Below are 20992 nucleotides of genomic sequence, written 5' to 3'. Positions count from 1 at the left end.
AGTTAAATCAAACGATATAATTGAATCATTTTTTGATTTAATTCTGATAATTTTGAATCCGTTATTTCTCCCAGTTTACCAATCACAAGTTCCTTATCCAGAGTTACAAGTTTATCGAGCCTGATTAACGATTGTTTTTTCAAACCAGTCTCATCTGATGAGTCAATAACAATGGAAGATTCTTCTTCATAGAAAAGTTTTGTCGTGATAAATGCGAGAACCACATCGAGATTCCCAGATAATAAAACCAGTGCTGGACGTCTCTTTTTGCTGCTTAAATCAGTGAATGGAAATGGGACAAGAACAATATCTCCTTTATTCATACGATTCTTTTAAATCATCGTCACTATATAGTTCCTCTTCTTCTTGAAGGAATTCAAATGTTTTAGATTTAAACGCAGCCTGAGCTATTTGATCATTTAACTCAGCATGTTCCAGTTGATTGAGCAAAAAATCCACAAAATCAGAAACTTCTTTTAGCTTATGATCCGGTAATTTTTTTATACTCTGAACAGTTTCGCGGATGAGTGTTTTTCTTGTCATATCTAAAACAATTTATTGTGTATAATGTTTTAAATCATAACGAATAAATATCAAAATATCTTGTTTTTGTTAATCTTCTACATCATCCTCGTTGGATGCGGCTTCAGAGAAGTTAAATCTTCAATCCGGACCGGTTTGCCGGATTCAATACTATTTCGGGCAGCAATTCCAATTAGGATTGACATTGCACCATCCCGGCTTCCGGCGGCTAAGTTTAGCGGATCGTCGGCATCTGTATCGCGAAAGATCTGGTTTTGAAGTCGTTCATCGCCACCGCCATGCCCGCCTCCGCTTTGAGTTACTTTGATATGTTCATAATCCGCAGAAAAATTATCCATCACCATAATCTCTTCGAAATCGGTCGCCTCATCGATCTCTTCCTGCGACATCTCCTGGGCATGCAGTTCACTTTGATCGATCTTCTCCTGCTCTCTCCAGGGAATTCCATGCCATGCATCAATCCGGCCATCAAATCCATTGAAACCGATCTTCATTCCTTCATAGGGAGAATATGTGGTTAGAGAATAATTCACCTGGACATCATTTGCATACTTCACCTGGACAGACATCTTATCATAAATATCAATCTCGTGCCTCCAGAGGCAGTTGTCACGGATGTAGCCGTCATGATGTTCATTGGCCACATACAGATCCATGTAGGTATCGTTCTCGGTAATATCCCAATAGAAATCACACCGATCTTGATGCGGACAGGTTCGACATTTATTCCCCCTGAAGGAGTTATTACTTCCGTAATGCTCCAATGAACCTTTTGCATACACCTCAACCGGATCGGAATTCAGCCACCAATTCAGCAGGTCGAAGTGGTGAGTGGCCTTGTGCACCAAAAGCGTTCCACCACTCGCTTCAATACCGTGCCATCGCCGAAAATAGGACGCTCCGTGATACACATTCAGGTACCAATGAAAATCCACCGAAGTAATTTTACCAACCCGTTGATTCATCAACAACTCCTTAATTCTTGTGTGATGCGGACTGTACCGGTAGTTAAATCCAACAATCAACTCGCCATCCGATTCTTTCTCTGCATCCAAAATGGCCTGGCACTTGAATTCATCCGTTGTCATCGGTTTCTCGGTAATTACATCAATATTTCTCTGAAGTCCTTTTATGATGAACTGATGATGCGTCGCATCCACGGTGGTTACAATCAAAAGATCCGGATTCGTTGTGTCCATCATCTCATCAAAATCTGTGAATGTGGGGCATTCGGCGCCAATAAACCCTTTTCCATAATCCAACCGTCCGGGATTGATATCACACAATCCAACAAATTCAATCACATCATTATATCTCTCTTGCAAACGGCGTCCCCAGAATGTAATTCCACGAATTCCAGTCCCCACAAGAACCACTCTTCTTTTATTAAATAAATGATTGTTGCCTGCTGCCCGAGAAAAGGCAGGGCCTGCAAACAGAGCTCCTCCTACTGCAGCTCCGGTTGATTTAATAAATTGTTTTCGTGTGTATTTGTCCTTTTTCATGGTTTGATGGATTTATGGTGACAGTTAAAAAACAATCGAGTTTACAATACCGTTACTTAACCGGTTACTTTAAAATATAAAAATAAAATACTTTTGCTATTCCATATTCAACGAATGAGAATTTGAGTGGTTTAACTCATTCACACCTTATTTACTTATCCGATGATTCAGATCTATTCAAATCGAAAGAAATCCGCTGCATTCTGATAACAAATCTTCTCCACAATTCCACCAATCAGTTCCATATCATCAGGAATCAATCCTTTCTCCATATCATCTCCAAGAATATTGCAGATCACGCGCCGGAAATAGTCGTGTCGCGAATAAGAGAGAAAGCTCCTGGAGTCGGTTGTCATTCCGATAAACTCACTCAAAACCCCCATATTTGAAAGGGATTCAACCTGCCGTTCAATTCCATCTTTCTGATCCATAAACCACCATGGCGGCCCGTGTTGTAATTTTCCCGGAATGGTTCCGTCCTGGAAATTTCCGATCATCGTAGCAAACAGTTCATTATCTCTTGGGTTGTTGTTATACAGAGATACTCTCGGCAGTTTATCCTCGGCATCCAGGCGATCTAACAATCTTGAAAGTGGTCGCGCCATCTCAAAATCGCCGATAGAATCGAACCCGGTATCCGGTCCCAGATTTTTCATTTTTCGGGAGCTATTATTTCGAAGTGCCCCGACATGCAGCTGAAACACCCACTCTTTTTCATGATCCATCAACCCGCAATAATATAGAAATGCCGATTTGAATATCCGGCTCTCCCCTTCTGTTGCTGAACCTCCTCCCATCACTTTTGTAAAGATCTGCTCAAGTTGTTTATCAGTAAAAGGCTCTGAAAACGGTTCAGCAGCCCCATGATCTGAGGCCCGGCAACCAAGTTCATGAAACAGATCGTGTCGGCTATTCAGTGCATCTAAAAAGTCCTGAAATGTAGAAATTGATTGATCGGCAGCCTGTCCAAGTTTCTCAACCCATGCTGTAAACTCCGATCCGTTTTCAATCTGCATTCCCCGGTCAGGTCGGAATGTGGGAACCATTTTGAATCCGACAGCTCCCTCCTCTTTCATTTTTTTATGATATTCGAGGTTGTCCGTGGGATCATCGGTCGTCGCCACTACTTTTACTTTATTTCGCTTCAGAAGTCCCCTGGTGGAAAAATCCGGTTTTTGAAGCATCTCGTTACACTCCTCCCAGATTGATTCGGCAGATTCACCATTTAGCAAGCGAGTAATCCCGAACGGATTTTTCAGTTCCATCTGTGTCCAATGGTAAAGCGGATTTTTGATCGTCTTCGGAACCGTCTCCGCCCATTTCAGGAATTTCTCTTTGTCGGATGCATCACCTGTAATGAAGGTTTCATCAACGCCACAAGTTCGGAGTGCCCGCCATTTGTAGTGATCGCCATCCAGCCAGATGTGGGTTAGATTTCTGAAATTGATATCTTCAGATATCTCTTGGGGCGGAAGGTGACAGTGATAATCGATGATCGGCTGATGAGCGGCATAATGGTGATAGAGATCTTGCGCCGCCTGGCTTTGCAACAGAAAATTGTTATGGATAAAGGATTGTGACATGAAAACCTAACTTTTGAGCACGAGCGAGACGCTCGCGCTATCATTGAAATATTTTTTGTGACCTGTCAGAGTGCAATAACTCCTGACAGAGTCAATTGATCATAATTCCGAACTCTGCGAGGACCTGTCGGACTCTCGCAGGTTCTCTGTTGTTTATCGTTCAACACGTCCGGAACCACCGCTTTTCACCAGTTTTTCCACTTCCTCTTCACTCGATAGGTTAAAATCTCCGGGGATAGAATGCTTCAGACATGAGGAGGCCACCGCAAATTCAAGCGCATCTTCGGTATTCTCTTTGGTTAGTAGCCCGTGAATCAAACCTGCGGCAAAAGAGTCGCCACCGCCCACACGATCCACAATATCAATTTCATAGCGGGTGGACCGAACCGGATCTTTGCAATCTTTATCATCATGAAGCATCGCACTCCAGCCATTCATGCTGGCAGAAAAACTTTCTCTGAGCGTGATCGCCACAGTATCAAATCCATACTCTTTTTTGAGGGATCGTGCCAGTGTCGAATATCCTTCATCGTCCAGTTCGGCACCTTCTACATCGGTATCTCCTGCTTCAAAACCGAGACTTTTTTGTGCATCTTCCTCATTCGCAATGCAGACATCCACATATTCCATTAAAGGATTCATGGTTGCCTGTGCTTCCTCTTCCGTCCAGAGTTTAGACCGAAAATTGAGATCACAGCTTACGGTTACTCCCGCTTTTTTCGCAGCCTTGCACGCCTCAACAACTGCATCCCGGGGTTTTTCTCCCAGTGCTGGTGTAATTCCGGTCCAGTGGAACCAGTCTTTCCCAGCAAATATTTCATCCCAGTCTACCATATTTGATGTCATCTGGCTGACAGCAGAATCCGCGCGATCATAAATCACTTTCGAAGGGCGCTGACTTGCACCACTTTCCAGGAAATAGATACCCAAACGATCTCCGCCACGTATAATGTAATCGGTGTTCACGCCATATCTTCGAACCGATTGAAGCGCTGCCTCGCCTACTTCATTTTCAGGCAACCGAGTTACAAAATGAGCCTGGTGACCAAACATCGCCAATGATACAGCTACATTTGCTTCGCCTCCTGCATATCGTGCTTCAAATATATCAGTTTGTAAAATTCTTGAATGTTCCGGTGTTGAAAGCCGAAGCATAATCTCTCCAAAAGTTATAATCTGTCCCATAATAACCTATTCAACTCCTAAATTTGAAAGTAAAATTTTTGCATTGTTTTTAATGGTATCGAAATCTCCGCGCTTAATTGCTTCTTTGTTTAAAATTGCACTTCCAACTCCCACAGCACAAGCCCCTGCTTTAATCCATTCACCACCATTCGTGAGAGAAACTCCGCCGGTTGGCATCAATTTGAGGTGAGGAAGTGGTGCTTTTACAGCTTTAAAAAAGTCCATTCCAAGAATATTTGCAGGAAATACTTTAATGATATCAGCCCCCCAATCCCATGCCTGCTGAATTTCTGTGGGAGTGAATGCACCGGGCATTACAGGTACATCCAATTCATTCGCTTTGTCAATAATCTCTTTCGTCATAATAGGGCTGACTACAAACTTGGCTCCCGCTTCCACAGCCTGCTCTGTCATTTCGGCATTCGTAACAGAACCCACGCCAATAATCGCATCATCAGGACTGTTTGCTACTGCTTTTTTGATTAATTCTAAGGCGTTAGGAACTGTCATTGTAATTTCGGAAACCCGAATTCCGCCCTCATATATCGCTTCGGCAACCGGTTCATATAAATTCGAATCGGGCAATCGAATCACTGCAACTGCCTTCTGCTTCTCTATGGTTGATAAAATCTCTTTTCTGTTCACTGTATGACTTTTTTTGATTTAAATTGACATCGCCGTAAAACCGCCATCAACGGCTATAATGGCCCCGGTAACAAATGATGCTGCTTTCTCTGATGCAAGCCAAATTACCGTACCGGATAGCTCCTCGGGACGACCAAATCGTTTCACAGGTGTATGTCTCATAATTGACTCCACCCTCTCATCGTCTAATATTTTTTTGTTTTGCTGAGCCGGGAAAAAACCGGGTTTGATGGCATTTACCCGAATATTGTGCGGAGCCCATTCGCGGGCCATATACCGGGTCATCGTATCAATTCCCGCTTTGGAAATGCTATATGTAAACACACGGGTCAGAGGAATTTCTGATGAAGCAGATGTGATATTAATGATACTACCGCCCTCCCCTTTATCAATCATATAATCGGCAGCAATCCGGCTCGCCAAAAACACTCCTTTCATGTTAATATCCAGGATTTTATTCCACTCCTCTTCGGTGATCTCCATCAAATCGGTCGTAGAATTTACACCTGGTGCGTTGACCAAAATATCAATTCTGCCCCATTCATCATTAATTTTTTTAAAGGCCTCTTTGAGAGATGATTCATTTCGAACATCTGATTTAGCAATCATGGCTGTTCCGCCTGCATTTTCAATTTCTTCAGCTCGTTCTTCTGCATCGTCTTTACTACTTCCATATAAGACAGCTGTTTTAGCACCGGCTTCCGAAAGTGCCTGGGCCATATGCCCGCCCAACACTCCACTTCCGCCAATAACAGCAGCCACTTTTCCTTCAAGATTAAATAGATTATTTACGTAGCTCATTTTTTTACTGATTAAAAGGTTTTAAATGTTTAATGAAATGTTTTTCCAAATTTCTTTCATAAATATCTTCATGCTCAGCAAGCGATTTCATCAATCGATCTTTAAATCTGTTTTCTTCTGAGGCGGATCCAGCCAAAACTGAACCATATGCCACATGCAGAACCTGGCGTGTATGGTTATCATCCAAAAGCCGAACCAACTCACCATCTTCCAGGTTATCCGGATCTGGAATTTGCTCAACATCAGCTGAAATGTGATAGGTTTTCTTATCTTCTTCAAACCGGGTGAGGGAAAACTTCAGAATATCCCTGAAAAGATGGGGGGATACTTCTGCTATCGTCCGCAAAGCTTCGAGGTAACTTGTTCCCGCGGTTTTTACATGAACAGATCCGGAATTCAGCGAACCGATCGCTTCATACACATCAAATTTGTCACTTCCGGAATGGATACTCAATTTGTAACCGCCAAACTTCTCAGCTATTGCAAGATGTAGTTCATATTCCTCCTTAAACTGATCCAGGTCTCCTTTGAAATCAATTCCTTTTTCAAAATCGCCGCAAAATCGTGGAGCCAGACTGACAAGATCAATCCCCAAACGTTGCATTTCGGCCGCAATTAAATAGTGTTCAAAAGGTGTTGTGGGCTGATCGGTTTCATCCACAGAAAGTTCAAGTTCAGCGGGATGGTCGAGGTATGTATCTTTCAAGTATTCCGCCATTTTTTTCGTGTGAACAATCACATTCCCATACTTCACCATGCCGGTAAGCACCTCCTTCTCAGAAGGATCCAAAATCGAACCATTGCTCAACGGCGACAATGTTTTATGATAGTTAGCCAAATGAACTTCAGGTTTAGCATGTAAATCATCCCATGGAAGATCATCAAAGCTTTCTCTAAGCTCCTCCATCTCCATATTCATCGCCTCATTCACCACATAATCGCTTGGATCGATGGTAAACATCGTAAAACCAGCTTCCACCATTCGGTCGATATCATCCGTGGTTTTCAGGTGATCGGCGTCGGCTCCAAAACCATCCCTGTATCCTTCCCGGAATACCGCCCAACTTGCGGCATCCATCACATCTTCGCCGGTACGTTGAGTCCGTTCAAGTTCGCGAATCGATTGCTGGGCAAGAACCGGTTTGAATCTCGTGTTCCGAATAGCTTGCAGATGAGCCGCCCCGGCATTTCCAAGGCGATCGCCCAATCCGTATGAATCCACCTTCCCGATTAAAACCGGGTTTGTAAAATTAAATGTAGAACGTAATGCCTCAGCATTTTCATGTGTTAATTCACATTTGAGAAATTTTTGAGAGTTAATTTCAATGATCTCTCCTTCAAAACCAGATTCACTGAGATTGGCCCCTTCACTCATCAAAATCAGAAATTTTTCCAGTCCATCTTTGATCAAAAAGTAGCAGTAACCATTTTTGTAGTGTAAAGAACCATCATAAATATGAACATTCTCAAAAAAATCGAGTGCCTCTTTGCACTCTTTATGTTTATTATTTTCTGTGTTTTTGATACTCACTTTTCAATAATTATTTATTAGTAGCCAAACAGGTCGGGCAAAAACATACTTATTTCGGGCACAAAGGTGATAATCAACAGGGAGATGATCATCGCTATGAATAAAGGAATCAGCGGTTTTATAACCCTGGTGATTGAGATGTTGGAGATTCCACATCCCACAAAAAGCACACTGCCAACTGGGGGCGTACAAGCTCCAATACAGAGGTTTAAAATCATAACAATTCCAAAATGGACGGGATCAATACCCATCTCAACCACAAGCGGCAGAAAGATCGGTGTAAAGATCAGAACTGCAGGAGTCATATCCATAAAGATTCCCACTGCCAACAATATCATATTGATTATTAACAGGATAATAAATGGATTATCACTCAAAGCGATCAAACTTTCACTGATGATAACCGGGATATTTTCGTAACTCATAATCCACGACATCGCCATAGAGGTTGCAATCAACAGTGCTACTATTGCCGTTACATTACAGCTTGAAAGGAACACTTCTTTTAGTTCCTTTGGGTTTACTCCTTTGTAGAAAATAGAGAGAATCAGAGCATAAACCACAGCTATCGCGGATGCTTCAGTTGCGGTAAAAATACCTGCAACAATTCCGCCAATGACCAGGATCACTAAAAAGAGACTTGGAAGTGCATCAATAAATTTTCTAAAAGCAACTTTAAGTGGAACCTTTCCGCTGATTGGATAATTTCGTTTGATGGCAAAGTAACCTGTAACAAACATCAGCGACAGACCAACCAAAATCCCCGGCAGATATCCAGCTAAAAAGAGAGCGGCAATAGATGCGCCTCCGCTTGCCAGAGAATAAACGATAAGAATATTACTGGGCGGAATAATCAACCCAACTGTTGATGAGGTTATATTCAGAGCCGTTGTAAATTCAATATCATAACCCTCTTTTTTCATTTGCGGCCCCATAAATCCGCCGATGGCCGAAGCTGTTGCCACAGCCGATCCGGAAATGGAAGCAAATAACATTGCCGAAACGATTTGAACGTAGGCAAGCCCCCCTGGCAACATTCCCACAACTGATTTTGCAAAATCGATCAGGCGCCTGGCAATCCCCCCCTGGTTCATAATTTGCCCGGCAAGGATAAAAAACGGAATGGCAAGCAGAGCAAAACTATCTAAACCGGTGGCCATCCGCTGGGCAACTGTGGTAATGGCCGGATCAAACGGAATACTCACAAGCATGGTGAGAAGTGTGGAAATGCCAATACAAAAAGCAATGGGTACACCGATCAAAAGCAGAAATACAAAACTGAGTACTAAAACTAAGATTCCAACAATCTCCATCAGGCCACCCCGTCTACATGATGTTCAATCTCTTGCGGACCTTCGTTGATAATCTGTTTGATGAAATTTACAGCGTAAATCACCATTAAAACTCCGCTTAATGGAAGTGCAAAATAGACGTAACCAAGTGAAATTTGAAGGGAGGCCGATAACTGATTGAGTTCCCACGTAAGCTGTACGAGATACCACCCGCCAAAAACAAGAACAACAACGGAGAAGCAGATGATAAAAAAGTGGATAACAAGTTCCATCCAGAATTTTACTTTGCCGGTTGCCTTATTTGTAAACAGATCAAATGCGAGGTGCATTTTTTTTCGATAGGCATACGATGAACCCAAAAGTCCGATCCAGATGAGCAGGTATCGGGCCACCTCTTCTGAAAAGGAACTCGCCTCTCCCAAAAGATATCGCGAAATCACCTGCCAGGTTACATCTACAACCAAGACCACCATCAAGCTGACCATAATCCACTCCAGGCACCGATCTATAATGTTGATCATTTTATTCATTGGCTAACTCCTGTATTCGCTGGATATATGAGTTTAACTCCTTATTCTGTGCATATTCTTCGTACATCGGCTGAAGTTTTTCACGAAACGGCTCTTTGTCAGGCCGAACCACTTCAATGCCTGCTTCCTGAACGGCTTCCATCGCCTCATTTGTGGATTCTTCCCACAGTTTCCGTTGGTAAATTGCAGATTCCTGGGCAGCGTTTTGAAGAATTTCTTTCTCTTCATCCGTCAATCGTTCCCAGGTAAACTGACTGGCAAACAGCATATCAGGAACGGCTGTATGTTCATCCAGGCTGTAATAATCTACTACTTCATAATGCCTTGTTAAGTATAGACTTGGAGGATTATTTTCAGCTCCATCTACAATTCTCTGTTGAAGTGCGGTGTACAGTTCCCCAAAAGAGATCGGAGTAGCAGAACCGCCCAGCATATTTACCATCTGAAGGGAGGCAGGGCTTTCCTGAACACGAATCTTCATCCCCTGGAGATCATCAGGATGAAGAATGGGGCGATCTTTCGTGTAGAAACTTCGGGTACCGGCATCATAATAGGTCAGCCCAACGAGACGAATGTTCTGTCCCGCATCCAGTAATTCCCGGCCAATTTCTCCATCGTACACTGCAAAACGATGTTCCTCATTTTCAAAGAGAAATGGTACGCTAAAAATCTTGTACAGCGGTTCAAACCCTTCGAGAACACTGGAAGAAACTTTTGTTATGTCCAAACTTCCAATTTGAAGTAATTCTAATAGCTCCCGTTCAGAACCAAGCTGTTGGGAAGGATAGATATCAATCCGCATTTTTCCGTTCGATTCTTCCTTTACCCGTTCAGCCATAAATACCATTGCCTTGTGGACGGAGTGGGAGTTATCAAGTCCGTGTCCCAGCTTCAGGACAGTCACATCGTTCTCACCTCCACAGGAGATAAGAAACAGAAAACAAGCAATTAAATAAATGAAGGCAGATCGTTTCATTAAGGTATACTAAGCAATTTTAATCCCTAAAGTTACCGGTTAAGTGAATTTCATTTTAATGGTTATCATTTGAATTTCCAAACAGATCTAATCTGTCCAATGCATCACTCATTTATAGTATGCAAGATTTGATATTCTTTATATCAATATGCAATTGATATCGACTTGCATGTATTTGAAATATCATTTTAGTATTGTAATAATACTTTATAGAAAATTAACTCTGGATTGCCACTCAATTCGCCAAAACTCAGTCACACTAATATGGAATAGCTTTATTTAATTTGATTAAATTTCTCAGCAAATCTTTCCCCTAGTTTCCTTTGGCCTTCTGAATCAAAGTGAACTTTATCTCCTTTATGATTCAAATCGGTGGTTTTTATCAAATATGCATTTGAATCTGTTTCAATATATTCTCTTATTTGCTCATTGAGTGCTTGCCAATTTTCATCCCAGATAGAAAATGAACCTAATTCACCTATTAATATTGGCAAAGTTGAATTGCCTGCTTCACTTCTAAATAACCCAAACAATTTTTTAAGTTGATTTGAGTAAGCATCAATTTTTTCTTTTGTAGCTGCATCACTTTCTCCCTGGTGCCAAAGGATACCCTTTATCATTCCATATTGTTGTCCAATTTTTAGTTTTTCCCTGAAGTTTGAATAAAGGCTGATATTTCTGTGTGTCGAGTCATTTATCCACTGGTTTATAGAGCTGCCACCTACGGCTGTTGGAATTATTAAAATTGAAATGCTGTCAGGAATATGCTTCAGTAATTCTTTTCCAAATGACAGTCCGCAATCCAATCCTGTCATTTTAGGTTCATAAAAGTGTAATGGTTCTTTTGCTATTATTAGATTTCCATTTTTGTTAATTGTCAGAATTCTTGGATCAGGTATGGTGTCCATTGGTTCTACTTTTCCACGACCTGCCATATTTGATTGCCCTGCAAGCATAAAAACCCATATGTTCTCTTTGGTAGGAATATTGTCAGGTTTTAGTTCAGTCGTTGGAAAGAATTCAGTTCTGCAATCTTTTTTATTTGTAACACTACCAATGAGTATGGAGAAGATTATAAATGATGTTAGAATAAATAATTTATTTTTCACTATTCCTGCGTAAATCTGAAGAATTATATTTAAAATGAATTTTTTACTGCATCTTATTTACGACTCAATTCATAAGCTTGTGTCGTTATATAATACTTTGTGAGCAGGTTGATTCTCTCCCACTCAGGGAGCCCGCCGTCCACAAGGGCATCCAAATAATTTTCTGTAACCCTGGTAAAGTGTTCTTCATGAGTTTCTGTGTGTTGTTCCGGAACGATTATTTCCCAACCAAATTCACTTTCTTCGGCAGCAAGTCCGGGATAACGGCCGCTTAATTTGTTCAGTGCATTGTTCAATATTGTTTCAAACTCACCGGAATCTGTATCACCTTTCGGTTCAACATAGAGAGTGGCTGTAAAATCCTGCTCCAGATCCTGCCGAATGACCAAATTTGCATTTGTCCCTCTCATATTCGAGTAATGCGTGTCACCCCCTTGAGGATTTGTAAATCCCCACTGGGCTGAGACCTTTGCGTATACATCGCGTACTTTAAAAATAAACTCGCCGTTGGCAGTTACATTCAAAATTGAATCCTCACTTACATCCGTCATCAGATAATCCGGAAAGTTTTCCTCTTTGGTGATCCGTTCAAACTGAGAACGGGTCAGCTCAGTGTCCCATGCTCTTGCATTTAGCACTTCAACTCCATCTTCAGATTTTTGATAATCAATAGGCTCGTTGGGAAATAACTGCCACAGAATCATATCAACAAGATGAGTGGATACATCCACAATGGCCTCTCCCTGCTGATCAACATCAAAGAACCATGCCGGCCTTACCAGTGTTTCTCCTGCTACGGTTTTATAGAAGAAATGAACACTCTCTTTTACAATGCCGGGATCTTCCGGGCTTCCCTGTATGAGTTCACCAAACAGTTCCGGCATTTGAGAGAGCTCTTTTTGTAAAATGGTAGTAATCTCATGGCGTTCGGTCATTATATCATTTACAACAACTCCATTTTCATCAGCAGTTTCCAAAGCGGTTTTAAGCGTTGAAAATTGATTTGGTTTGATAATCATCGGCTTATCAGCCAGAACATTTATTCCATTCTTAACTGCCCTGTCGATATACTCAATTTTACGGGCATTATTTCCCGCTACAACCATAACGTTGCCAGGTTTTTCCTCAATCATTTTTTCCAGATAATCCTCACCGGTATAAACCTGCTGATTCCAGTTCGTGGGATTCTCGTCTCTTGAATTGAATCGTTCGATCATGGCCAAATGAGCTTCGAGCTCCTTGCCTTCGGGTGCATAGACATGTACAACAGAATCAACCTGCGGATAGTTATTCATTTGAACCAGGCCTGCATGAAAATGGCCGGGATTGAGTGTCATGAGCCGCACCTCGCCGTCGGCTCCTGTAAACTCCGTATCCGGAACTTCCTGATTACAAGAGAGGGCAACAAAAAAAAGAGGAATCATTATCAAATATTGAATTTTCATAAATAAAGCTTTGAATGGATTTCGTTTAATATCTAAACCTAAACTTATTTGACTAAGCTAAACCGGAATTTTTTAGCACTTGATTTGTCAGCATGGAATATAATCGGCTCGGCCCCGAAAAGGGATGCCCATGGCGCGAGCCGATCTACGCTCCCAATCACTTACTAACCTCTTAATGCCGGGATCTGCGCAATTGAATAGGGATATCTTTCCGGCCGGGAAAGCATGGAATTGGCTTCATCGTCATTTTTAAAGCGTTCGTTGACCGGATCCCAATAAAGCTTTCTGGGAAGTTTCATGGCGATATGGGAAATCAAACAGGCCGTACATGAACGGTGAGCCACTTCAACAGGAGCTACAGTCTGTTGCCTGGTTCTGATGCATTCTATCCAGTTCGAATGCTGTTCACTGCTCTCATAGAGGTGAATTTCATTTGGGCCAATTTCGGAATCCAGAATTGCCTGATCACTCGCCTGCAACGGCAAGTCTGCCCTGTCCACATCCGGATCACTGGCTGTTACACCACTTCCCCGTGTTACGAAAATCCATCCTTCATCACCTTCAAAGCGTATTCCATTGGGATATTCACCGCTTACTAACATGGTTACACCATTCGCATATTTGGCTGTAACATTAAATTCTCCATGTACCGTCCAAAGCCCATCATAATTTGGATCGTCCGTCGGAAACTTGGCTTCAGCTTCTACTTCAATGGGTCCTGTATATTCGGTTCCCATACCCCAGTGAGCAGTATCTATGTGATGTGCACCCCAGCCTGTAATCATTCCAGCGCCAAACTGTTCACATCGAAGCCAACCGGGCCGAGAGTATCCTTCCAGCGGATGAACCCGATCAAGTGTATAAGGTACCATTGGAGTCGATCCAAGCCACATATCATAATCAAGATGTTCAGGAATTGGCATTGGTGTGGGATCTCCACCACCGGGATCACCCGGTAAACCCACTTTAATGGTATGAATTTCTCCGATACGCCCGTTACGTACTAATTCGCAAGCTTTTTTGAAATGGGGCCAGGGTGAGACCGAGCGTTGCTGGCTGCCAATTTGAAAAACGACTCCGGTACGGTGTATGATATCACTCATGATCCGTCCTTCTGAAATTGTAAGGGAGGCAGGTTTTTGTAAGTAAATATCTTTTCCCGCAAGTGCTGCTTCTATTGCAGGGCGGGCATGCCAGTGATCAGGAGTACTAATAACAACGGCATCGATATCCGACTGCTCCAGCATTTCGCGGTAGTCCTGGTACATTTGAACATCAACTTCATTTTCCCACCCCTTCTCTTCGGCGTACCAGCGTTCTACAAATTCTTTTCCTTCTTTCATACGCTTTGTGTCCACATCACTCACAGCCACCAGGCGAACATTGTCATGTTTCATGGTTTCGGGCAAGTCATGTCCCCTGGCAATTCTTCCGCAGCCAATTTGCCCGATATTGATCCTGTTACTCGGTGCATTCTTTCCAAATACTGTAGAGGGTACAATTGCCGGCGCTACAAACATCCCTGCCGCACCTAAGAGAGAGGTTTTCAGATATTCACGTCTTGTAAGGCCTTGTTTTTTTAAGGATGTGTTTTTCTTATTCATCATAATCTGTTTTGGAGTTTAGTTGTTATCAAAATTCAGGTTAAAGATCACAGAAGACTTCCGAAGTCTTCCAGATGGAGTTAAAATTGAAACCATAACACAGACAGAAAAAACCAATCTTGCTCAGATAGACTTCGGAAGTCTACCACTGCTTTAAATCGTTTAATCGGGATTAATCCGTCACCCATTTGATACCGCCTAACAGGTGTTTGAGAAACACAGGATCTGAGTATTGTTCAGGCCGGTGCCCCAAAGAAGTATAGAATTGACGGCCTCCTTCAAACTGCTGGTACCAGGCAATCGGAAAACGGTCTCCAAAGTTTTTTCCTGGAAATTTACCTCTTTGTTCATCCGTAACCGTGGACAGATCGGCAGCCAATACTACTTTCATACCGGGGTTGAGTTCTTTCAGATAATAACATTCATCATCTTCAATATTCCATCGTTCAGGCAAAAAAGAGACAGAAGGATGAGCCGGATCAATCACTTCAACCGTAAAATCCTGCCGTGGTGCATGTCGTTCAAAATTTCCTCCAAGTAATTGTGAAAACCAAGACCAATTGCGTTCTGAGCCGCTGGCAGAATGAATTCCCATAAATCCTCCACCATTGCGTATATATGTTTGAAGTGCTTCCCGTTGAACATCCGTATCAAATGCTTCATTGTTTGTGTTGGAAAAAATCAGAGCATCGTACTGTGTCAAATTCTCATCCGTAAAGAGATTCGGGTCATCTGAGGCATCTACTTCAAATCCATATTGATCACCAAGTTTTTTGATTGCTTCCACACTGTATGGAATATTTTCATGCACATATCCTTCCCCGTTTTTTGTATAGACCAGTACTTTTTTCTGATTCAAATCTCCGGAATATTGAACTTCTACTTTTGGTGGATTTGTATAACTTTCCCAATACAAGTTTGCTTGCTCCGGCTCAATGGTACCATCGTAAACAACCATTCGGTATTTTAGAGTATTGGAGTTTCCGGGTTTGAGAGTCCAATCCCTGTCCTGCGCCGGGTTAAAATTGATATAAACATTCTCTTCTCCTCCGTTCGCACCCTCCGGCCAAATCCTTAACAGTTCCGGAAAGTTATAATTTCCGGGATTTGTCATGAATAAAATTCCAGAGCGGCCCTCTTCAACCTCAGAAATTCCATTCACATCAATCCAGCGTGCACGGGTGGCATTGGCGTTACTTTTATCGTAACCCTGCGAGGTGAGCAGTTCAGTGTTGTTGTCGTTCCATTTTTCAGTGGCCCGCAAACTAAAGCCCTGGTATCTGTATTCTTTAATTGTAAAGGGTTCTTCGGTTGCGGGATTCAGTGTAGAAATAAAATCGATGATCCAGATATTCTGCTCAGGATCAGCATTCCAGACAAGCACCTCCCACTGTTCGTGTAAAGCTATCTTCTCACCCGAAGGTGCTGTAAAGTCAACATGGTCATGGATGGCTTTAAATCCTCCATAAATTGCTCCTTCAACTCGTTCAGGAACATGTTTAGCCCGTACGGTTCCCTCTCCGTCTCCGAGATTCCAGAAATCAATTTCTCTTCCTTCAAATTCGGTTCGGGTCCACGGATTCCAGATGCCATAATGATGATAGTGATCTGGCGGCTGAATACGGCTTAACACCTCTCCGCCGGGCGACCATATCGGATGGATATATCCTCCCCTGCTGTAAATCTCATCGACTCCATCGGGCACACCCATAGGAGCGTATCTGTAGTTAAGTATTTTTTTATCACCAATTGAAAATAACAGGCTTTTTCCATCGTCTTTCACACCTACTTTTTTCGTGTTTTCACTTCCAACCTGATCTGCTGTTCCTACTCTCAATTCAAAATTTCTTATTTCACCGGGATTCGTCTTTCCATCAAGAATCCAGTACAACCTGTCTGTACTACCAGGTTTTAATTGAGAAGCAACGGGTATCTCTTCACCTTCGGATATTTCATATAGCTGTAACTCACCTTTATGCAGCGAAAGTGGAATACCTTCAAGAGATACTGAAACCGGTGTGTTAACATATTCAGACTTTCCCGCATGTACGGAAAATTCGGCAATTTTGGACGATTGTGCATTTAGTGATGGACTACAGGCTATCACTAAAACTGCGGTCAAGAATAAGTAACAGCAATAAAACAGGTGTTTATTATATATCATTTTTATGTTTTATTTTTTTAAATATGGTCGAATGTCAAAAATGTTTCTAACCTTTGGTTTGCCAAAGGTGGCAGGTGCGACTTGCCAATCCAAGCAGTCTCATATCCTGAATTTTTCATCAATTCACCCAGAGTAGGAGCAGTCATTACAGTGTCAATAGCTCCATTGTAATTCATACCTACCTCACTGGGCATACGTCCGGTCATCATACTAACCCGGCCGGGCATACATACAGGATGTGTAGTATAGGCGTTGGTAAATAGAACGCCATCATTAGCAAGTCGATCAAGATGAGGTGTTTCAAAGTAATCAGCTTCGGCACAGCTCATGGCCCAGCCGGAATGCTGACACCCAAGTATGACCAGTATGTTGGGCGGTTGTGAATTCCCTGCTGTTTGCGCATGCGCTAAACTGTTTGTAATCAATATTAAAATAAATACAGTAATTTTGCTCATTGACACAGCAGGCAACTAAAATTAATTCTTATTCCGAATATGAATTGGGCCAGAATGATTGATATTCCAGGCTTCGGTTGACTGCCCGGGAACTTCACCACCTTCCGGTCTTCCACTGCCAATCCCTTCCTCCCAATTCTGACGATTTGCTCTATCAGGTGTCATATCATCGAACTCTGGTACTGTATCACCAGTTTGCTCGGTCCACATATCTAAAGCTTTGCGTAAGAATTCAAGTTGGTCAGCGTATTTCATATTCTCCGCCAAATTGTTTAGTTGATGCGGGTCTTTTGATACATCAAAAAGCATCTCCTCGGGTCTGGGCTTCATTACAACATCCTTTTGTGCATCGGTAGCCTTACCAGCCCGCCAATGATCTACCAATTCGGAATATGCAGCTATCTGTCCGTCTCTATACCTACCTGCTCTATCAAATGCATAATGCACGAGATTCATCCCCACAAGCTCTGGCAAATTATTGCGGATATATACAAAATTGCCGTAACGTACCATACGTTCATGATGGCGCTGCGCGTGCCAGTTACGTTCAGCGAAAACGAAGTCGCGAACATTTGAATCAGGATCTTCTATGAACGGCGTTAAACTGACACCCTGAAAGGAGGACGGTACCGAAACACCAGCAAGTTCCAGAATTGTTGGAGGTAAGTCGATCACACTGACTAACGACTTAGGTACGGCGGGTTCAACAATCTTATCTGGCCAGTACATCACCAACGGCGTCTTAATCCCACTATCGTACAGCCACCACTTGCTTCGCGGGAATGGGCGGCCGTTATCAGAAACCACAATAATGAGCGTATTTTCATAGACACCTTGTCTCTTGAGTTCATCCAAAACCAACCCAATGTTTTTATCAAACCGGTGGATTTCATTATAATAGTGAGCAAGATCTTTGCGTGTCATGGGGCCATCAACCATATATGGCGGAACACGAACATCTTCCACTCCGTGAGGGCCATCCGACAATGGTTGATCCCAATTTCTATGAGCATCATAAGAGGAAAACCACATAAAAAACGGTTTATCTTTGGGGCGCTCTTGTAATCTCGATACCCAATTTTCTGATCCACTATTACCACCACCTCCCATTACCTCAAAACTTTTACTTGCATCACCATTGAAGTGTTCTTTTCCCGCTTGAGCAGAATAGTACCCCGCTTTACGCAAAAGATGGGGAAACTGTGGCAGATTCTCTAAGTAAGGAGAATTGACCATATGCAACTCCGGTGCCCCCGTGTTATGCGGGTAGCGGCCAGTGATCAGACTCGTTCGGGAGGGACTACATGAACTGGTTGTTAGATATGCGTTTTCAAATCGCAGTCCATTAGCAGCAAGATTGTCAATATTGGGTGTCTGAATAGTTGGATGACCATATGAACCGAAATCCCCGGCAGACACATCATCACTCATAAACAATATGATATTAGGTCGATTATCTTGTGCTTGTGCCCCAATTACAAACAGTGTAAAAAAACAAAACACAGCAACGCATTTTATTCCAAAAAGAGCGTTTGATAATTTTTTCATAAATATATGAGCCTATAACTGAATTTATTTTTTGGCAAAAAATTAAATTTTAGAGCCATTATAAAGCTTACATGTCTTGAAGGACCTGCCAGATTTCAGACCAAAATGGTGTATATTGAAATATGAATGGTTTGTAATAGCTCATCAAATCTGTCAGGTCTGCAATTAGTCAAGACTGAAAGTACAGCATATTAGTTGTAGCCTGGATTTTGTTCAAGAGTAGTCTCTTTATTTGCCTCAATTGCAGAGAGAGAAATTGGCCACAAGTCTTGAATATCCTGAATTTGATCGGCATTTAAATTATTGAATTTCTTATTAATAGCCTCATTTTATTTCAATTGCTACCATTGCGTAATCGAACACCTAACCTATTTCCATCACATATTTATCCTCATGCATAAGAGAGCCATCAGAGTAAAATTATGAATAGGATTTCCTTTGCTGTTCATATAAATTTGAATATTTAACCAGTATATTCAAAAGACTGCTGATTCACGAATGAGTTGTGAAGTGGGACAAAAAAGATGTTCACCTATTCAAATGTATTTCAAATTAACTCGCTACAATGGATCAAAAATGATTTCAGGATAACTTTAGTTTTAACGGTTGAACAAAGTGTTTCAAAGTAAACTACATGATCCTGAACTCTCCTGAGTTTCAAATGATAAGAGATACAGGAATATTGAATTCAATCAGAAAGTTGATTCAAATATGAAGAAGATGATCATCATCGGCGCCACCTCCGGGATTGGAGAATCCCTCGTCCGGCATGCTATTGATAAAGGCTACAAAGTGGGTGGCACAGGGCGAAGAGTGGAAAGGCTTGAACAGATGAAGAACGAACTGGGTGAAAAATTCCATCATCGCGAGATGGATGTTGTTGAAAAAATGAAAGCCAGTTCTCAACTTCTCTCCCTGATTGAGGAGATGGGCGGAATGGATATCATTGTACTGAATGCGGGAATTTCCAACTATCCGGCTTCATCCATTATCTCTATGGAGCAGGAAATTATTGATGTGAATGTAAGCGGATTTGTACAGCTATTTGGCGAGGCTTTCCAGTATTTCAAAAAACAGGGACACGGACAGATTGTTGGGGTTTCTTCCATTGCCGGATTATTTGGATCGTCCAGAGCTGCTCCTTACAGTGCCTCAAAAGCGTTTATTTCTACTTATATGCAGGCGTATCGCCAACGAAGTAATAATGCTGAATATGATATTACCATTACAGATGTTAAACCCGGTTTTGTGAAAAGCGAGATGACGGAAGGCAAGAGGGGGATGTTCTGGGTGGCTGAAACGGACAAGGCGGTAAGGCAGATGCTGACCGATATCGAAAAGAAGAAATCGTATTCCTACATCACCCGGCGATGGCGGTTTGTTGCGTGGCTGATCAAACTCACACCCAACTGGGTCATTGACAGGCTTTAGTCTCTCTACATAAACAGGTAAAGCAAAAGCAGAATAAACGGCAGGGTAAAAACCCAGTTGCCTCTCCAATATGTTTGATATTCTCGTTCCATCGTTATGGGGTGTTGTTTATTGATTTCCATCATTGTTTCTTCGTACGAAATTAGGTCCAGTTTGTTCCCAGCAAGAATGTTGTTCAAGGTCTAAAGTCTAATGTCTAAGGTTGTTTATACTTTGAACCATCCAACTTACTATTCTTTAAATAAGCCATGAGTGATGATATCTTTCTACTTAATATTGTGCAACGATTTACTAAATCATCTAATTCTCCGTGGGTGATGTATTCATAGTCAAATGCTCTATAAGATTGAGATCTTGTTTCACCACAAGATCCTTTGGCTATGCTTAAGAATTGAATGAATTCCCCTTTTCCATTTCTTTCAAATCCCTCTGCAATATTATCCATTGTTGATCCAGAAGATCCCTTTATTTGATTTTTTAGTTTATAATCTTTTCTAAAAGCTTCTTCTTCAGTCAATTGAAATATAATTTTCGAAAGAATCCTTGCCTCCTGCCAGATTTCCAAATCTTCAAATTCTTATTGTCATATCAGATCATTAACTCTTAAATTTTTTCATAAACCTTGGACTTTAGACTTTATAACTT

The 20992-nt window shown here is 41.9% G+C and carries 19 protein-coding genes; 1 reads left to right on the top strand and 18 read right to left on the bottom strand.

From position 1 onward, the window contains the following. Positions 1–2: 2 nt before the first annotated feature. The 17 genes from U5K72_13495 to U5K72_13415 form a co-directional block, all read right to left on the bottom strand. Positions 3–323, bottom strand: a complete 321-nt coding sequence (locus U5K72_13495) for a type II toxin-antitoxin system PemK/MazF family toxin (GenBank protein ID MDZ7719825.1) — start codon at positions 321–323, stop codon at positions 3–5. Then, complete coding sequence (locus U5K72_13490; protein ID MDZ7719824.1) at positions 316–543, bottom strand: hypothetical protein; 228 nt, start codon at positions 541–543, stop codon at positions 316–318. Before U5K72_13490 ends, U5K72_13495 begins: the two co-directional genes overlap by 8 nt. A gap of 77 nt (positions 544–620) precedes the next feature. After that, on the bottom strand, positions 621–2048 hold the full coding sequence (locus U5K72_13485) for a Gfo/Idh/MocA family oxidoreductase (protein MDZ7719823.1): 1428 nt from the start codon (positions 2046–2048) through the stop codon (positions 621–623). A gap of 173 nt (positions 2049–2221) precedes the next feature. Continuing rightward, positions 2222–3631, bottom strand: a complete 1410-nt coding sequence (gene uxaC, locus U5K72_13480) for a glucuronate isomerase (protein MDZ7719822.1) — start codon at positions 3629–3631, stop codon at positions 2222–2224. Positions 3632–3784: 153 nt separating this feature from the next. Further along, complete coding sequence (locus U5K72_13475; GenBank protein MDZ7719821.1) at positions 3785–4816, bottom strand: sugar kinase; 1032 nt, start codon at positions 4814–4816, stop codon at positions 3785–3787. Positions 4817–4822: 6 nt separating this feature from the next. Further along, positions 4823–5461 (bottom strand): bifunctional 4-hydroxy-2-oxoglutarate aldolase/2-dehydro-3-deoxy-phosphogluconate aldolase, encoded by a 639-nt coding sequence (locus U5K72_13470; GenBank protein MDZ7719820.1) that lies wholly within the window; start codon positions 5459–5461, stop codon positions 4823–4825. Positions 5462–5479: 18 nt separating this feature from the next. Continuing rightward, positions 5480–6262: an SDR family oxidoreductase gene (locus U5K72_13465; GenBank protein MDZ7719819.1), complete on the bottom strand. Its 783-nt coding sequence runs from the start codon at positions 6260–6262 to the stop codon at positions 5480–5482. Between the two features lie 4 nt (positions 6263–6266). Then, positions 6267–7793, bottom strand: a complete 1527-nt coding sequence (locus tag U5K72_13460; GenBank protein MDZ7719818.1) for a tagaturonate epimerase family protein — start codon at positions 7791–7793, stop codon at positions 6267–6269. Between the two features lie 17 nt (positions 7794–7810). Further along, positions 7811–9106: a TRAP transporter large permease subunit gene (locus tag U5K72_13455; protein MDZ7719817.1), complete on the bottom strand. Its 1296-nt coding sequence runs from the start codon at positions 9104–9106 to the stop codon at positions 7811–7813. After that, the gene (locus U5K72_13450) at positions 9106–9615 is read right to left on the bottom strand and encodes a TRAP transporter small permease (GenBank protein ID MDZ7719816.1); all 510 of its coding nucleotides are present in this window, start codon (positions 9613–9615) and stop codon (positions 9106–9108) included. Before U5K72_13450 ends, U5K72_13455 begins: the two co-directional genes overlap by 1 nt. Then, the gene (locus tag U5K72_13445) at positions 9608–10591 is read right to left on the bottom strand and encodes a TRAP transporter substrate-binding protein (GenBank protein ID MDZ7719815.1); all 984 of its coding nucleotides are present in this window, start codon (positions 10589–10591) and stop codon (positions 9608–9610) included. The genes U5K72_13450 and U5K72_13445 overlap by 8 nt, the downstream gene beginning before the upstream one ends. A 275-nt stretch (positions 10592–10866) precedes the next feature. Then, positions 10867–11700 (bottom strand): sialate O-acetylesterase, encoded by an 834-nt coding sequence (locus U5K72_13440; GenBank protein MDZ7719814.1) that lies wholly within the window; start codon positions 11698–11700, stop codon positions 10867–10869. Between the two features lie 53 nt (positions 11701–11753). Then, the gene (locus U5K72_13435; GenBank protein ID MDZ7719813.1) at positions 11754–13145 is read right to left on the bottom strand and encodes a putative oxidoreductase C-terminal domain-containing protein; all 1392 of its coding nucleotides are present in this window, start codon (positions 13143–13145) and stop codon (positions 11754–11756) included. Between the two features lie 164 nt (positions 13146–13309). Continuing rightward, positions 13310–14752, bottom strand: coding sequence for a Gfo/Idh/MocA family oxidoreductase (locus U5K72_13430; protein ID MDZ7719812.1), 1443 nt, complete (start codon positions 14750–14752; stop codon positions 13310–13312). Between the two features lie 169 nt (positions 14753–14921). Beyond that, positions 14922–16913, bottom strand: a complete 1992-nt coding sequence (locus tag U5K72_13425; GenBank protein MDZ7719811.1) for a ThuA domain-containing protein — start codon at positions 16911–16913, stop codon at positions 14922–14924. Positions 16914–16930: 17 nt separating this feature from the next. Next, positions 16931–17368, bottom strand: a complete 438-nt coding sequence (locus U5K72_13420; GenBank protein ID MDZ7719810.1) for a sulfatase-like hydrolase/transferase — start codon at positions 17366–17368, stop codon at positions 16931–16933. 21 nt (positions 17369–17389) lie between these two features. Beyond that, the gene (locus U5K72_13415) at positions 17390–18916 is read right to left on the bottom strand and encodes a sulfatase (GenBank protein MDZ7719809.1); all 1527 of its coding nucleotides are present in this window, start codon (positions 18914–18916) and stop codon (positions 17390–17392) included. Between the two features lie 711 nt (positions 18917–19627). On the opposite strand from U5K72_13415, the gene U5K72_13410 reads away from it, so the two are divergent. Further along, a complete protein-coding gene (locus tag U5K72_13410) occupies positions 19628–20347 on the top strand; it encodes an SDR family NAD(P)-dependent oxidoreductase (protein ID MDZ7719808.1) in 720 nt (239 codons plus the stop codon). A gap of 196 nt (positions 20348–20543) precedes the next feature. On the opposite strand, the gene U5K72_13405 is transcribed toward U5K72_13410, so the two are convergent. After that, entirely contained in the window at positions 20544–20912 is a 369-nt protein-coding gene (locus tag U5K72_13405) for a four helix bundle protein (GenBank protein ID MDZ7719807.1), read from the bottom strand. Between the last annotated feature and the right edge of the window lie 80 nt (positions 20913–20992).

This window comes from Balneolaceae bacterium (assembly GCA_034521495.1).
Classification (GTDB): Bacteria; Bacteroidota; Rhodothermia; order Balneolales; family Balneolaceae; genus Rhodohalobacter.
The sequence above is the reverse complement of the archived record's forward strand: the minus strand, read 5'-3'. Positions and strand labels throughout refer to the sequence as shown.